At 51.4% G+C, this 15,689-nt stretch carries 13 protein-coding genes; 11 read left to right on the forward strand and 2 right to left on the reverse strand.

What is annotated here, in order from left to right; translation table 11 throughout:
* The 7 genes from J3349_RS13795 to J3349_RS13825 all read left to right on the forward strand — a co-directional run.
* Positions 1-1,041 (forward strand): CD1108 family mobile element protein (locus J3349_RS13795; protein ID WP_207677810.1); only part of this gene is annotated, 1,041 nt, incomplete at its 5' end.
* Between the two features lie 16 nt (positions 1,042-1,057).
* Positions 1,058-1,324, forward strand: coding sequence for a DUF4315 family protein (locus J3349_RS13800; RefSeq protein ID WP_118554119.1), 267 nt, complete (start codon positions 1,058-1,060; stop codon positions 1,322-1,324).
* Positions 1,314-2,045, forward strand: a complete 732-nt coding sequence (locus J3349_RS13805; RefSeq protein WP_207677811.1) for a DUF4366 domain-containing protein — start codon at positions 1,314-1,316, stop codon at positions 2,043-2,045. The genes J3349_RS13800 and J3349_RS13805 overlap by 11 nt, the downstream gene beginning before the upstream one ends.
* A 45-nt stretch (positions 2,046-2,090) precedes the next feature.
* On the forward strand, positions 2,091-4,178 hold the full coding sequence (locus J3349_RS13810; protein WP_278251820.1) for a DNA topoisomerase 3: 2,088 nt from the start codon (positions 2,091-2,093) through the stop codon (positions 4,176-4,178).
* Positions 4,178-5,092, forward strand: a complete 915-nt coding sequence (locus tag J3349_RS13815; protein WP_207677812.1) for an LPD16 domain-containing protein — start codon at positions 4,178-4,180, stop codon at positions 5,090-5,092. Before J3349_RS13810 ends, J3349_RS13815 begins: the two co-directional genes overlap by 1 nt.
* Entirely contained in the window at positions 5,082-5,285 is a 204-nt protein-coding gene (locus tag J3349_RS13820) for a transposon-transfer assisting family protein (protein WP_207677813.1), read from the forward strand. The genes J3349_RS13815 and J3349_RS13820 overlap by 11 nt, the downstream gene beginning before the upstream one ends.
* A gap of 95 nt (positions 5,286-5,380) precedes the next feature.
* Positions 5,381-6,346, forward strand: coding sequence for a bacteriophage abortive infection AbiH family protein (locus J3349_RS13825; protein WP_207677814.1), 966 nt, complete (start codon positions 5,381-5,383; stop codon positions 6,344-6,346).
* A 310-nt stretch (positions 6,347-6,656) separates the two neighbouring features.
* Here J3349_RS13825 and J3349_RS14120 read toward each other — a convergent pair whose 3' ends face one another.
* The gene (locus J3349_RS14120; protein WP_242699667.1) at positions 6,657-7,025 is read right to left on the reverse strand and encodes a hypothetical protein; all 369 of its coding nucleotides are present in this window, start codon (positions 7,023-7,025) and stop codon (positions 6,657-6,659) included.
* 160 nt (positions 7,026-7,185) lie between these two features.
* On the opposite strand from J3349_RS14120, the gene J3349_RS14125 reads away from it, so the two are divergent.
* The 4 genes from J3349_RS14125 to J3349_RS13840 all read left to right on the forward strand — a co-directional run bounded on the left by J3349_RS14125 (position 7,186) and on the right by J3349_RS13840 (position 15,445).
* Entirely contained in the window at positions 7,186-7,542 is a 357-nt protein-coding gene (locus tag J3349_RS14125; protein WP_242699668.1) for a TnpV protein, read from the forward strand.
* 374 nt (positions 7,543-7,916) lie between these two features.
* Positions 7,917-13,661, forward strand: a complete 5,745-nt coding sequence (locus J3349_RS13830; protein WP_242699671.1) for an SNF2-related protein — start codon at positions 7,917-7,919, stop codon at positions 13,659-13,661.
* On the forward strand, positions 13,658-13,990 hold the full coding sequence (locus tag J3349_RS13835; protein ID WP_207677816.1) for a plasmid mobilization relaxosome protein MobC: 333 nt from the start codon (positions 13,658-13,660) through the stop codon (positions 13,988-13,990). Before J3349_RS13830 ends, J3349_RS13835 begins: the two co-directional genes overlap by 4 nt.
* A 69-nt stretch (positions 13,991-14,059) precedes the next feature.
* Positions 14,060-15,445, forward strand: a complete 1,386-nt coding sequence (locus J3349_RS13840) for a relaxase/mobilization nuclease domain-containing protein (protein WP_097783678.1) — start codon at positions 14,060-14,062, stop codon at positions 15,443-15,445.
* A gap of 55 nt (positions 15,446-15,500) precedes the next feature.
* Here the strand turns inward: J3349_RS13840 and J3349_RS13845 are convergent.
* Positions 15,501-15,689 (reverse strand): hypothetical protein (locus tag J3349_RS13845; protein ID WP_207677817.1); only part of this gene is annotated, 189 nt, incomplete at its 5' end.

Here is a 15,689-nt window from a genome sequence, read left to right on the forward strand (position 1 = left end):
CACGTTCTGGTGATCGTGGGCGTTTTTCTTTTGCTCATCCTCATGGTCATGTCTGGCTTTTCTTCCTGCGGCATCCTCTTTTCTGGCGGCACACAGGTGTCCGGGCAGACCATGTACTCTGCCGAGGATCGGGATATTCGGGGTGCAGAGCAGGACTATAAGAAGCTGGAAAAGGAACTGGATAAGAAAATCAAGCGCACCCCTACCGACCACCCCGGCTACAACGAGTACCAGTATCACCTTGACCCGATCGAGCACGACCCGTGGCAGCTGACTTCGTTCCTGACCACCTTGTATGACGATTACACCCGGTCGGAGGTGCAGAGCAAGCTGAAGGAGACCTTCAAAAAGCAGTATAAGCTGACCACATGGGTAGAGGTGCAGATACGGTATAAGACCGTCTGGGTCATCAGCCCGGCAGGAATCCCGGTTCCTACGCAGGTGCCGTATGAATACAAGATTTTCCACACCAAACTGGAAAATCGAGGTTTGGAGGTTGTTATTCGGGAAGAGCTGACCGAGGATCAGTGGCAGAGGTATCAGATTTTTCAGGACACCTTGGGTGGTCGGCCATATCTTTTTAATGGTGGTTTGCCGCCCGGTGGCTCGGATGGCTCCGGCGCACCCGGCATCGTCTACACGGTTCCTGCGGAAGCTCTAACTGACACGGAGTTTGCCGCTATCTATGAGGAAGCCAAAAAATATGTTGGCACATCCTACGTCTGGGGTGGCTCTACCCCGGAAACAGGCTTTGACTGCTCCGGCTATGTCTGCTGGGTTTATAACCAAAACGGTTATGATATTGGGCGCACCACCGCCAACGGATTATGGCAAAAAAGTCAGCATATTTCCGAAGCCGAAGCAAAACCCGGTGATTTGGTTTTCTTCAAAGGAACGTATGATACGCCGGGGATGAGCCACGTTGGAATATATCTCGGCAACGGAAAAATGGTCAGTGCTGGTGACCCCATCAAATATGCTGACATTCACTCGTCCTACTGGCAGCAGTATCTCGCTGGATTTGGACGGCTTTCAAAATGAAATGGAGGGTTTTACTATGAGTGAAAAACTGGATAAGCTGCGCGCTTCTTTGGAAAAGGAAAAGGAGCGGCGCATTAAGATCAACAACCGCATCGAAAGCCTTGAGCGGCGGATTCAGGAAGCAGAAGCCGCCAAGGTGAATGAAATGGTGCGCACCGCCAAAGTCACCCCGGAACAGCTTGCTGCTCTGCTTCGGCAGTCGGCTAATACCACTCCAAATCCGGCTGCACTGGCTGCTGTAGGCGCAACTTTCGACAAGGAGGATGATTCGGATGAAGTTTAAGAGATTTGGCGCACTGTTGCTGTCGGCGGTGCTGTGCATCGGCATAGCCGCTCCTGCTTTTGCCTATGAGGGCGATACTACCCCGGTGGAGCAGCCCGTTCTGCCGGAAGTCGTGGAGGAAGATACCGTCACTATCACGGATGAGGAATCCGGCGCACTGACCCCGGAGGGCAATCTGACGCTGGTGGACGATTATCACACAAACTATTCCGATGGTAGCGGCCAGCAGTTCATCACACTCGTCAGCAAGTCGGGTGCGACTTTTTATCTGGTCATTGACCGCAATGCCAAAGGCCAGCAGACCGTCCACTTCATGAATCTGGTGGATGAAGCAGACTTGCTGGCTTTAATGGAGGAAGAAGATGCAGAAGCCTACAATGCTGAAAAAAAAGCGGTGAAGCAGGCTGAACTGGACAAGCTGAAAGCCGAGGAAGAAGCCAAGAAAGCCGCAGAGGAAGCGGAAAAAGCGGCAGACGTTCCGAAAGAAAACAAAATGACAAAATATGCTGCGGCTTTTCTCGGTGTCGTGGCACTGATCGCGCTGGCGGCTGGCGGCGGTTTCTATTTCTTCATCCAGCAGAAGAACAAGAAACAGGCAGAAAAAGAAGCTATTGACCCGGACGCAGACTACACCGAGGATACGGGTGACTTTGAGATTCCCCCGGAGGATGATTCGGAAGATGAGGATACTTCCGAGGAGCAGGATGTAACTCCTATCTGATTTTAGGGCGGCGGTTGCCGCCTACATACCATAATCCGAAATAGATTGGAGGGAACGCTTATCGCAATTTTGATCGTGACCGAAAAGCCGTCCGTTGCCATGTCTTACGCCAAGGTTTTGGGGGTGCAGGGGCGGCAGGATGGCTACCTTGAGGGCAGCGGCTATATCGTGAGTTGGTGTATCGGCCATCTGGTAGAACTGGCTCCGCCCAGCACCTACGATGAAAAGTACGTCAAATGGAATGTAGCCGATCTGCCTATCCTGCCGCAAAGGTGGCAGTACCTTGTGTCTGCCAGCACAAAAAAGCAGTTCGGAATCCTGAAAAAGCTCATGAACCGCGCCGATGTGGAGAGCATTATCTGCGCAACGGATTCCGGTAGAGAGGGCGAACTGATTTTCCGGCTGGTCTATGAGCAAGCCGGGTGCAAAAAGCCCTTCTCCCGTCTGTGGCTGTCCAGTATGGAGGAAAACGCCATCCGGGAGGGCTTTGCCCATCTCAAACCGTCAACAGAATATGATGCACTGTATCAGGCTGCACTCTGCCGGGAACGTGCCGATTGGATGGTCGGCATCAACTGTTCCCGGCTCTTTTCATGCCTGTATGGTCGGTCTTTGGCGGTTGGGCGTGTTATGACCCCTACACTGGCGATGGCCGTGCAGCGAGAAGCAGCTATTGCTGCATTCACCACGGAGAAGTTTTACACGGTTTCGCTGGCATTTGAGGGCGACGGCACAGCATCCAGCAAGCGATTCTCGCAGAAAGAGGATGCGGAAACTCTGCTTGCCAACTGCCGAAAGGAGGTCAGCACGGTGGTGCAAAAAGTAGAACGCAAAGAAAAAAACGAAAAGCCGCCGCAGCTCTATGATCTGACGACGCTCCAGCGGGATGCCAACCGTTTGCTGGGGTTTACTGCACAGCAGACCTTGAACTATGCGCAGAGCCTTTACGAAAAGAAACTCATCACTTATCCCCGAACAGACAGCCGCTTTCTGACGGAAGACATGGCAGCATCCCTGCCGGGGCTGGTGTCGGCTGTTGCGGGAGCCTTTTCCGTGGGGGAAGCTGTACCCGTCCATGCAGAACAGGTAATCAACAACAGCAAGGTCAGCGACCACCATGCGCTGCTGCCTACTGCAAGCATGGTACAGGCCGACTTTTCAGCTTTGCCCGCCGGGGAATTGAGCGTCCTGCGGCTGATTGCGGCACGTCTGCTCTGCGCCATGGGAGAACCTCACCGCTGTGCAGAAACCGTCCTGACCACCATCTGCGCCGGGGAAGAATTTACCGCAAAAGGCAAGGTGGTTTTGGACGAGGGCTGGAAAGGCATTGAGCGCAAAATGCTGGACGATCTGCTGGACAAAAAGAAAGAGCCTGCTGCTCTGCCGGATGTGCAGGAGCAAAGCGAGTGTGGCATTTCTGGTGCTGAACTGAAAGAGGGACAGACATCCCCTCCGAAACACTTCACCGAGGATACTCTGCTGCACGCTATGGAAACAGCTAGCGCGGACAGTATGCCAGAGGATGCAGAGCGTCAGGGCATCGGCACTCCAGCTACTCGTGCTGCTACCATCGAAAAACTGGTACAGAAAGGCTTTCTGGAGCGCAAGGGCGACAAGAAAACCAAGGTGCTGCTGCCCACCGACAAAGGTAAAGCCCTTATCACCGTAATGCCCGAAGAAATCCAGTCCGCCGACATGACTGCTGACTGGGAAACAAAACTGCTGCGCGTGGAGCGTGGCGAGATGGAGCCAGAAACATTTATGACTGAAATCAACGATATGATCTCCTCGCTGGTAAACACCACCGAGGCCGTGAAAGGAGCGAGTGCGCTTATGAAAAATAAAGTGATTGGTGTCTGCCCGAACTGTGGCAATTCCGTTGTGGAGCGTGAAAAGGGCTGGTTTTGTGAATCCAATCCTTGCCGCTTTGTTCTGTGGAAAGACAACGCCTTCTTCAAGCGTCTGGGCAAGCGGATGGACGCTCATGTGGCCGACAAGCTGCTGCGAGATGGCCGCATCCGGCTGAAGGACTGCAAGAGTACCAAGGGCAAGGTGTACAACGCCACCGTCCTGCTGTCCACCGAAGCCGATGGCCGCAGCAAGTTCTCTCTGGAATTTGAGGATGGTCGCTGATGGAACAGAAGAAAGAAGCAGTATATCTTATCAACGATGAACGCTATCTGCACCTCCGGGAAAATGGCGCGGGCGTCGGCTTTGCCACTTATAATAAGGTAACAGGCGAACAGCTGGAAAGCGGGCAGATCTCCGAAAAGAATCTACCGCCGGATGGCAAAAACGCCATTGCTGCTGCCCGGAACTGGTATCTGTTTGAACTTTCGGATGATGAGCGCAAGGTCATCCAGCTCGAAAGCGTAAAAATCCTCGAAAGTGTTCCCGCATCCGGCATCCACAAACGGCGTATCTGGGAGCCTGAAACGATGCCAAAGGATATTCGACTCATCAACAGCCACTATGACGATCTCTATCGCATTCCCGATGGCGGTGTGATTCAAATTGACTACCCGGATGGTCGCAGTTTTACGGCAAAGCTGGAACATTTGGATGATTACCACTTTGATATGGGCGGTCTGGGCAATGTGTTCCACATCTGCCAGTTTGCCGATATTATGGGTAGGAACCACGCAGACTTCTACCCGGAAATCCAGACGCAAGATGAGCAGGGTGCATGGGAATTGGGTGGTAAAGGCTATATTGCTATCCAGTCCACCGATGAAGGTTGGGATTACACTATCTATCACAGCGACTTTTCCGTGATGGATGGTGGTCAGGTCGATGCGCCGGAATTGACCATTCAGGAAGTCCGTGAGCAAATTCTGGAAACACATCACATGGAAAAAGGTCGGCGGTTGTTGCAGGACTATGATTTTGTGATGGACAGAGCCGCAGAAGCAGAAGAACTGGGCGCAAACCACCGCCCTTCCACATTGGAAAAGCTGACTTCACTGGCTGGCGCAAAAGAAAAATGCGATGCCCCGGAGTGCAGCCCTGTTGGGTGCCGGAAAGTGAGGGATGCTCATGAACTTTAATGGCGAAGAATTGACGCTGATGATGCTCTACAATTCCGGCTCCCGGCTGGGTTTGATGCAGGAGCTGCGGCTGATGCAATGTTACCTGATGCCTGATGAAACTGCCCTGAGAGAACTGTCCGAGCAGGTTGTTGAAAAGCTGAAGCTTATGACCGATGCCGAATTTGCCGAGCTGGAATTTCCGCTCGACTAAATTATGCCGCCGCTGGGCGGCGTACATAAAAGATTCCGAATTTTCTCAAAATATGTTATAATTAGGGCAATATTGGGTAGAGGAGATATGAAAAGGTGTCAAAGTCGTTGTATATAATAGGTAATGGCTTCGATAGAGCCCATGGTCTGAAAACGAGCTATTGGGATTTCAGAACGTATTTGGAGGAAAATCATTGGGAGTTTCTTCTTGCGTTTGAAAAACTTTATGATTTTGAACCCTTTGACGAAGCTGATCCCTACACTGCAAAAAATGCGAAGAAATTGCACGAAGATAGGTTGCAGCAAGAATTATGGAGTCAACTTGAAGAAAACATTGGTCATCCAGATATTGTGCAGATGGAAAATTTTTCAGATTGCATTGTAAACGATCTTGATTTGGAGAGCGGAAATGTTGGAATTCGAGATACATTGGATGAGTATTGGCGAAATGAATATGGCTTTATAAAAAAATTACAAGAGTATATTAAAGAATGGATTGAGGCATTAGACACAAGCCGTATCGTTCCCAGAAAAAAATCTTTGATCAATTGCTCTGACCATTTTCTTTCATTTAACTACACCGATACCCTTGAGCGCGTGTATGGAATTGAAGATGTTTATCATATTCATGGCGGCATAGATATTGTCTGTGAACAAGAACCAATCATAGGTCATTGCAATAAAAAGCAAATCAAGGATTATCGAGGTCTAGCAAAGCAAGCTGATGAGGCTTTTGATGAAGGGACTGCGAGCATAGACGATGCTATTGCTGATTATTTGGAATTGACCTACAAGGATACCGACAAGATAATTTTGTTTAGTAGCTACTTTTGGGAAGGCCTTGCTGATGTAGATCAAGTCGTGATTATTGGATGGTCAGCGGGGGCTGTTGATATGCCCTATTTAAGAGAAATCGCCTCGCGTGTTCAAGAAAATGCAAAATGGACAATTTGCTTCTACAATGTAGAAGCAAGGGATAACTTGACAAAAGCACTGCAATATTGTGGTATTGATAATTCAAATATCAGGACGATTCAAACCGATACATATTGGGATTGTTAATGTTCTAGCGGGCAACTGCGAAAACGGTTGCTCGCTCTTTTTATATCCTGAAATCGAAAGGAGGAACGCAATGCCAAATAAAACGCAAGAATACCTCAACCTTGCCCAGCAAACAGCAAAGGAACTGACCCGGTATTGGGAAAACTGGACGGACTATCTGACCACTGCATCCCGGTTGTACAAATACAGCTATGCAGACCAGCTCATGATTTACGCCCAGCGTCCTGATGCTACCGCCTGTGCCAGTTTCGACCTCTGGAACAACCGCATGAACCGCTATGTCCGGCGTGGCTCCAAGGGCATCGCTCTGTTAGACCAGTCCAGCAGTGTTCCGCGTCTGCACTACGTTTTCGATGTAAGCGATACCGGGGTGCGCCGCAATTCGCGTAACCCGGAGGTGTGGCAACTCGGCCCCGATCTGGTGCAGCCTGTGTCGGAAATGCTTGCCAGAGAATACGGTGTCCGGCATGAACGAATCACCCAGCAGATTGCGGACATCTGCGGCAAGCTGGTGGATTCCTACTGGGATAACAACAGCGGTGACATCCTCGACATCGTTGACGGGTCGTTCCTGATGGATTATGATGAAGCCGGACAGGAGTTCCAGTTCAAAAGTGCCGCCGCAATCAGTATCACCTATGCTGTCCTTGAACGCTGCGGCTTTGAGCCGGAAGGTCATTTTGACCGGGACGATTTTCAGGCTATCTTCGCCTTTTCCACTCCTGCCGCCGTGTATGCGCTGGGCACCGCAGTCAGCGAATGCAGCCGGGACGTGCTACGCAACATTGAAAGAACCGTAAAGACGACAATCCGCCGCCGCAATGTAGAAAGGAGCCAGTATGAATATGAACAGCCGGAACGTGACCTACTCGACCATCGGGGACTATCAGCTCCCGAACCTGACCCTGCCCCAGCAGGAGAAAGCACTGGGCAAGTACGGACGACTGCGCCGGACTTACCTGATGAAGTATCGCCCGGTGCTGTACAACTCGATGCTCCTGTCGGGGACTCTGCATCCGCACCTGCTGGACGTGGAGCAGACCGCAGAGAGCCGGATGCAGCAGACCATGCAGGAGTTGCTGAAGCAAAACCCGGCTCCGAACAAGGAGCAATATCAGATGGAGTGGGTGCAGCACATGAACAGCCTGAAAGCACAGGCCGAGGAACTGGTGATGAACGAGCTGATCTACAGCTAAGTTTCTTCGATGCCCATATTCCCACCGAAGCCGAACAAATTGAATCCATCGACCAAGCGGAGAGCGAAAAATCGCCCTTCGCTTTCTCTTTGCCACAGGCTGACATTGAAAATGCGCTGCGGAGAGGTTCTAACTTTGAAAACAGCAAACTTCGGATCTGGAAAATTTATCAGCTCCAGCCTGACCGAAAACTCCGGGCAAAGGCTCTCGCCAAAGAATATGCCCCATACGGACCCGGCGGCTCCTCGCACACCTATCTGGACGGAAGCAGCGGCTGGCTCGATCATGACAGTAAGGGGCTGACGTTTGAACATTATCCCGACCATCAGAAAGTGCTTCTCCGCTGGAATCAGGTCGAAAAGTATATTGACCTGATGATTCAGGCTGACCGCTATCTTTCGGATAAAGAGAAAAGAACCATTGAGTTTCCCCTTGAGCTGAACGCCGCCAATGCTGCCGAATACACTGCATTAAAGGAACAGTACCCGGACACTCTCGTTGGCTTTGAAGCTGGCGGCAATTTTATGTTCTATGGAGAAGATGCTGCCAAAGTTGCAAAAATCATCAACAGTGCTTTGTTCACGAGAGACACCGCGCTGGGCGAGGTTCAGGTCACAGGCTTTCCTCCTAGCTTATGGGCAAGAAAGTCAAAAGAATTGTGGTCTGCGGGCAATGATGTTTACCTTGCCGGGTTAAGCGAGAATGGCACTCACCATCAGACCAAGTACCTGCGCAAAGAGGATTATCTTCCCATCGGCTCTGTTATCAATATGGATGGCCGGGAATTTCGGGTTGACAGGATGGATTTTGACAAGGGCAAAGTTTCCTTGCAGGATATGGCATTGGCTGATATACGAGTGCCGATTTTCAGGGAAGAACCGCTGTCTGTTGTCCGGGAATTGTACGAACAACAGGACGAAGTCCTTGATGCCGTTCCCGAAAAGGCAGTTGATTACAAGGTCGGTGACGATGTTGTAGTAGACCTTCCCACTCGAACCATTGAGGGAACCATCGGCTATGTGGGCGAAACCGATGTGCGCATCGACACCAGTGCGCAGGGCTATTCGTGGAGCAATGAGGTACTGAACAAGCAGCAGTTTGAGGATGGTCTGCGGCAGGATGAACTTGAATTGTCTGATGAAGAACTGGACAAGCTGCCTATCTCTGTGGGGGTCAACGGCGAATGGCAGACATTCCCGGATGCAGCCACCGCAGACAAAGCTCTAAACGCTGAACCTGTGCCGGAAGCTGCTGGAAACTTTCACATCACGGATGAGCATCTGGGCGAGGGCGGTGCAAAACAGAAATACGCCCGGAACATTGCAGCCATCCACACTTTGCTCCAGTTGGAGCAAGAAAAACGTGGGGCCACCGCCGAGGAGCAGAAAGTGCTTTCGCAGTATGTCGGCTGGGGCGGTCTGCCTGACGCTTTTGATGACAAAAAAGATAGCTGGGCAAAGGAGTATACCGAACTGAAAAGGCTGCTCTCCGAGGAAGAATATTCAGCCGCCCGTGCCAGCACCCTGAATGCACACTATACCTCCCCGGTGGTGATTCGCTCTATTTATGATGCTGTGGAGCGCATGGGTTTCCGCAGCGGCAATATATTGGAACCCTCCATGGGCGTTGGTAATTTTTTCGGCCTGTTGCCGGACAACATGGCAGACAGCCGCCTGTACGGTGTAGAACTGGACAGCATCACAGGCCGCATTGCGCAAAAGCTCTACCCGGAAGCCAGCATTGAAGTTGCCGGATTTGAAACCACTGACCGCCGCGATTTCTATGACCTTGCAGTGGGCAATGTTCCTTTTGGCCAGTACCGGGTAAACGACAAGGCGTACAACAAATTAGGTTTCAGCATCCACAACTATTTCTTCGCCAAGGCCATCGACCAAGTGCGTCCGGGCGGCATCGTGGCATTCGTCACCAGTCGCTACACGCTGGACAGCAAAGATTCTTCTGCCCGCAAGCACATTGCCGAACGTGCTGATCTGCTGGGTGCTATCCGTCTGCCGAACACTGCGTTCAAAGCAAACGCAGGAACAGAAGTCGTCAGCGACATTATTTTCCTCCAAAAACGTAACCGCCCTATCGACCATGAGCCGGACTGGGTGCAGCTTGGCAAAACGGAAGATGGCTTTGCCATTAACAGCTATTTTGTAGACCATCCAGAGATGGTGCTGGGTGAACTGACTTCCGAAAGCACCCAGTATGGCCGGGAGGAATGCACTGTGCGTCCCATCAAGGGCGCAGTGCTGGTGGACCAGCTTGCAGAAGCCATCCAGCATATTGAGGGGCAGTTCACGGAAGTCGAGGTCGAAACACCAGATATTGCGGATGCTGAAAATGAGCGGCACATTCTCCCGGCTGACCCAGATGTGAAGAATTTCTCTTACACGGTGGTTGATGGTGAGGTGTATTATCGGGAAAATTCCGTCATGACACAGGTGGAGCTGTCCGACACCGCCAAAGGCCGTGTGACCGGGATGGTGGAGCTGCGGCAAATCGTCAATGAGTTGATCGACCAGCAGCTGAACGACTACCCGGATGCCGACATCAAGGCAACGCAGGAAAAGCTGAACACCACCTACGACGCCTTTTCTGCAAAATACGGCTTGCTGAATGACCGCAAGAACGGCAGACTGTTTGAGCAGGATTCTTCTTACTATCTGCTGTGTTCTCTGGAAAATTTAGATGAGCAGGGACAGCTCAAAAGCAAGGCAGCGATGTTCACCAAGCGTACCATCCGCCCGGAACGCACCGTCACCAGTGTGGACACTCCCACGGAAGCACTTGCAGTTTCCATCGGAGAGCGTGGCCGAGTGGACTTGCCCTATATGGCAGAGTTGCTCGGTACTCCCGGCGAGTATGAGCGCATCACCAGCGAACTGTCCGGCGTGATTTTCAAAGACCCCGGCACAGACCCCACCGACCCGGAAGCGGGCTGGCAAATGGCAGACGAATATCTGTCCGGCAATGTCCGGGCAAAGCTGCGCATGGCACAGCTTGCCGCCGAAACCAACCCGGAGTTTGCAGTCAACGTCACTGCGCTGGAAAAGGCACAGCCGAAAGACCTTGAAGCATCTGAAATTGATGTACGGCTGGGTGCAACATGGCTTGCGCCGGAGATCATCCAAAAGTTTATGGCAGAAACATTCCAGATTCCCTACTATCTGCGTCATGCAGTCAAAGTGAGATATTCTCCCTATACCGCAGAATGGCGCATTGAGGGCAAGTCGGCCATGGGCAGAGGCGACATCATCTCCTCCGAAACCTACGGCACCTCCCGCGCCAATGCCTACAAGATTCTGGAAGACACGCTCAATCTGAAAGATGTGCGCATCTATGACACCATCGAAGATGAAGAAGGCAGACCGAAGCGTGTCTTGAACAAAACGGACACCATGCTGGCACAGCAGAAACAGCAGGTCATCAAAGATGCGTTCGCCAACTGGATTTGGAAAGACCCCCAAAGGCGTATCTCGCTGGTAAAGCAGTATAACGAACTGTTCAACAGCAACAGACCACGAGAATACGATGGTTCCCACATCCATTTTGTCGGCATGAACCCGGAAATTTCGCTCCGGGAACATCAGCGCAACGCTATCGCTCATGTACTTTATGGCGGTAATACGCTGTTGGCACACGAGGTAGGAGCAGGAAAAACTTTTGAAATGGCGGCATCCGCAATGGAAGCAAAACGCCTTGGCTTGTGTCAGAAAAGCCTATTTGTCGTTCCCAATCACTTGACGGAGCAGTGGGCTTCGGAGTTCCTGCACCTATACCCCAATGCAAAGCTGCTGGTAGCGCGGAAAAAGGATTTTGAAACGGCCAACCGCAAAAAGTTCTGCGCCCGGATTGCAACCGGGGATTATGATGCGGTCATCATCGGTCACAGCCAGTTTGAGCGGATTCCGCTTTCCTATGAGCGGCAGGAGCGCATTATTCAGGAGCAAATTGATGAAACGCTTGCCGCCATCAACGAACTGAAAGCCAATGCTGGTGAAAATTTCAGCATCAAGCAGATGGAAAAGACCAGCAAGACGCTGGAAACGAAGCTGGAAAAGCTGCGCTCCGATGCGAGGAAGGACGATGTTATCACCTTTGAGCAGTTGGGCGTTGACCGACTTTTTGTAGACGAATCGCATTTTTATAAGAACCTCTTTTTAACCACAAAAATGCGCAATGTCGCTGGTTTGTCCACATCGGAAGCCCAGAAATCGAGCGATATGTTCGGCAAGTGCCGCTATCTGGACGAGATCACAGGCGGGCGCGGCGTGGTATTTGCAACGGGAACTCCCGTGAGCAACTCCATGTCGGAACTGTATACGGTCATGCGCTATCTGCAATACGGCACACTCCAGCAGAAAGGGTTGACGCATTTCGACTGCTGGGCATCGACCTTTGGCGAAACCACTACCGCCATCGAACTCGCCCCGGAGGGTACGGGCTATCGGGCGAGAACGCGTTTTGCAAAGTTTTTCAATCTCCCGGAACTGATGTCGATGTTCAAAGAAGTTGCTGACATCAAGACCTCCGACCAACTTCATCTGCCTGTGCCGGATGCAAAGTTTGAAACTGTGGTGGCGAAACCGTCCGAGATTCAGAAAGAAATGGTGCAGGAACTGAGCAAACGTGCTGCAAAAATCCACTCCGGCGCAGTGGATGCGTCCGAGGACAATATGCTGTGCGTCACCAACGATGGCCGAAAGATCGGTCTGGATGTCCGCCTGATGAACCCCATTCTGCCGGATGACCCCAACAGCAAACTGAACACTTGTGTTCGGAATGTGCTACAAATCTGGGAAGATGGCAAGGAGCAAAAGTTGACACAGCTTTTGTTCTGCGACCTTTCGACACCGAAAAATGATGGCAACTTCAATGTCTACGATGATGTTCGCAAGAAATTGGTCGCCGCCGGGGTGCCGGAAAACGAAATTGAGTTCATCCACAACGCCGACACCGAAGCCAAAAAGGCCGCATTGTTCTCCAAAGTGCGCTCCGGCGATGTGCGGATTCTGCTCGGCAGCACTGCAAAAATGGGAGCCGGGACGAACGTGCAATCGCGGCTTGTGGCAGTGCATCACTTGGATGTTGGATGGAAGCCAAGCGACATGACCCAGCGCAATGGCCGCATCATTCGGCAGGGAAACATGAACAAGGAAGTCAAGGTGTTCAACTACGTCACAGAGGGGACATTTGACAGCTACTTGTTTCAGACTCTTGAGAATAAACAGCGATTCATCAGCCAAATCATGACCTCAAAATCCCCAGTTCGCTCCTGCGATGATGTGGATGAACAGGCATTGTCCTATGCGGAAATTAAGGCATTGTGCGCAGGAAATCCGTTGATTAAAGAGAAGATGGATCTCGATGTGCAGGTCGCAAAGCTGAAAGTTCTGAAAGCCGATCATCAGAGCCAGAAGTTCCGTTTGGAGGATAAGCTGCTCACAAAATTCCCAGCTGACATTCAGGAAACGAACGCCTATCTTGCCGGAGTGAAATTGGATGCAGAACTTGCTACCGCCCATCCGCAGGAGAAAGAGGGCTTCTGCGGCATTACCATCAAGGGTGTGACCTACGATGAGAAAAAGACCGCTGGCGAACGGCTTCTCCTCGCTTGCTCCGAACTGCCCAACAGTGAGGAAAAAGTGATCGGCAGCTACCGTGGCTTTGAACTGTCCCTGCGCTTCGACACCTATCACAGCGAGTATCAGGCTCTTTTGAAAGGCCAGCGGAAATACCCGGTAGCACTGGGCAAAGACCCTCTTGGCTGCATCATCCGGCTGGATAATTCGCTGAACAATTTCCCGGAACGAATCACTTCTGCCGAAAACGAACTGGCTACCCTGAAACAACAGCAAGAAGCGGCGCAAATCGAAGTGGAAAAGCCATTCCCACAGGAAGAAGAACTGGCTGAAAAGTCGGCTCGCCTTGCGGAGCTGAACGCACAGTTAGATATGGATGAAAAAGGTCACGAGCCGGAACAGGATGAGGAAGAACAGGAGGACGAACCTCGCCGCCCCTCGGTGCTGGCAGCTCTGGAAGAAAAAGCTGACAAGGTGGAGCCAATCAAGCCGTTCAAAAGTTTTCTGGACAAGGATGGTGATGCCCGATGAGTGACCGCCGCAACCAGCAGCTTCATTTCCGTGTCAGCAGGCAGGAACTGGAACGTATCTGGAGCAAGATGGAATCCAGCGGCATTTTGAGCATCGGCTCCTATCTGCGCAAGATGGCACTGGACGGCTATTGCCTGCATCTGGATTTGCAGGAGCTGCGCCGAATGGCCTACCTCCTGCAAATGTGCAGCAACAATCTCAACCAGTATGCCAAAGCTGCCAACGAAAACGGTCGGGTCTATGCCGCCGATTTGGTGGATTTGCGCACTCGGTTGGATGAGCTGATTGACATTGGCAAGCAGATTCTTTCCCGGCTGGCTGACCTCTGATTTTCACCCCACGGCTTTAGCTGTGGGGCTACATATTATATAAGGATAAAACTGTGGGAGGTGGTGGGCATGGCCGCAACACGCTTGATTGCGCTGCACAAAAATAAGGGAAAATCCGTGGCGACCTGTTTGAAAAGCCGCACAGACTATGCACAAAACCCGGAGAAAACCAAACAGGGTGAACTTGTCAGCAGCTACGAGTGCAGCCCTCTGACGGTGGACGAAGAATTTATGCTGTCCAAGCGGCAGTATGAACTTGCCACTGGACGTAGGCAGAAAAGTGATGTGATCGCCTATCAAATTCGGCAGTCGTTCAAGCCCGGTGAGATCGCCGCCGAAGAAGCCAACAAGGTGGGCTATGAACTTGCCATGCGGTTTACCAAGGGCAAGTATGCGTTTATTATTGCCACCCACACAGACCGGGAACACATTCATAATCACATTATCTACAACTCCACTGCGCTGGACAGCACCCGGAAGTTCCGGGACTTTTTATTGTCCGGGCTGGCCGTGCAGCGGTTGAGCGATTTGATCTGTCTGGAACATCAGCTGTCTGTTATTGAAATCAAGCCGTACCGAGAACGGCAGAAGCGCACTCTTTATCCTCCCAGAGAAAGCAATCGTGATAAGCTGTGTGCCGTAATCGACAACATCTTGCTGAGCGAGAAACCTGCAAGTTTCGAGGGCTTTCTTCAAAAGCTGGAACAGCGGGGCTACGAAATCAAACGGGGAAAGTACACTTCGGTCAAAGGAACACGGCAGAAGCGCTTTATCCGTTTTCGGACACTGGGAGCAGGATACAGTGAAGATGAAATCAAGGCGGTCATTGCAGGAGATGCCGAACACTGCCCACATCAGAAGCAGCCACCGAAAGAGCAACCGTTCCACCTGTTGGTGGACATTCAGGCAAAGCTCTCCGAGGGCAAAAGCGAAGGCTATGCGCGGTGGGCAAAAAAGTACAATCTGAAAGAAATGTCCAAGACGCTGATTTTCTTGCAGGAGAAGAAAATCGGTAGCATTAAGGAAATGCAAGAGCGCGTGGACGCTGCTACTGCTCGCTATCACGAACTGGGCGATTCCATCAAGGTGGCAGAAACACGCATGGCCGAGATTGCCGTATTGCGGACGCACATCGTCAACTACGCAAAAACGCGCCCGGTATACGATGCCTACCGCAAAGCTGGATACAGCAAGCGATTTCTGGAAAACTATCGTGCAGAAATCACACTGCACAAGGCCGCAAAAGCGGCTTTCAATGAAGCCAACCTAAAAAAGCTCCCCAAGGTGAAAGAACTGGACGCAGAATATTCCAAGCTGCTGACGGAAAAGAAAGCGGTCTACCCGGACTACCGCAAAGCGAAAGACGAGATGCAGGAACTTCTTCGTGCGCAGCGCAACGTAGAACTGTTCTTTGCCGAAGAAAAGAACACCACCGAAAAAGTGCAGTTCCGATAAACGATGACAGCCTAGGATTCTTCCTTGTGGGAGAGTCCTAGGCTGTCTTTTTTTGTTATAGAAGTGTTTGGAACAAACGCGCAGCCTGCATCGGGACGATGCAGATTGAAAGGGGTTTGGGCACAGCCCAACAAGCATTTTGAATTTGGATTTGAAAAATCCGATTCAAAAATTGCAAGTTGGTACCAACTTGCCCTGCTTGCTGGTACAATGTCATCGATGAAACAAAAATAGTTTCATCAAA

Source organism: Faecalibacterium sp. Marseille-P9590 (assembly GCF_017377665.1).
Classification (GTDB): domain Bacteria; phylum Bacillota; class Clostridia; order Oscillospirales; family Ruminococcaceae; genus Faecalibacterium.

Coding starts and splice junctions, on each gene's coding strand:
- J3349_RS13800 (WP_118554119.1), top strand. CDS start 1,058: ATGAGTGAAAAACTGGATAAGCTGCGCGCTTCTTTGGAAAAGGAAAAG.
- J3349_RS13805 (WP_207677811.1), top strand. CDS start 1,314: ATGAAGTTTAAGAGATTTGGCGCACTGTTGCTGTCGGCGGTGCTGTGC.
- J3349_RS13815 (WP_207677812.1), top strand. CDS start 4,178: ATGGAACAGAAGAAAGAAGCAGTATATCTTATCAACGATGAACGCTAT.
- J3349_RS13820 (WP_207677813.1), top strand. CDS start 5,082: ATGAACTTTAATGGCGAAGAATTGACGCTGATGATGCTCTACAATTCC.
- J3349_RS14120 (WP_242699667.1), bottom strand. CDS start 7,025: ATGACCTTCCGGCTCAAAGCCGCAGCGTTCAAGGACAGCATAGGTGAT.
- J3349_RS14125 (WP_242699668.1), top strand. CDS start 7,186: ATGAATATGAACAGCCGGAACGTGACCTACTCGACCATCGGGGACTAT.
- J3349_RS13830 (WP_242699671.1), top strand. CDS start 7,917: ATGATTCAGGCTGACCGCTATCTTTCGGATAAAGAGAAAAGAACCATT.
- J3349_RS13835 (WP_207677816.1), top strand. CDS start 13,658: ATGAGTGACCGCCGCAACCAGCAGCTTCATTTCCGTGTCAGCAGGCAG.
- J3349_RS13840 (WP_097783678.1), top strand. CDS start 14,060: ATGGCCGCAACACGCTTGATTGCGCTGCACAAAAATAAGGGAAAATCC.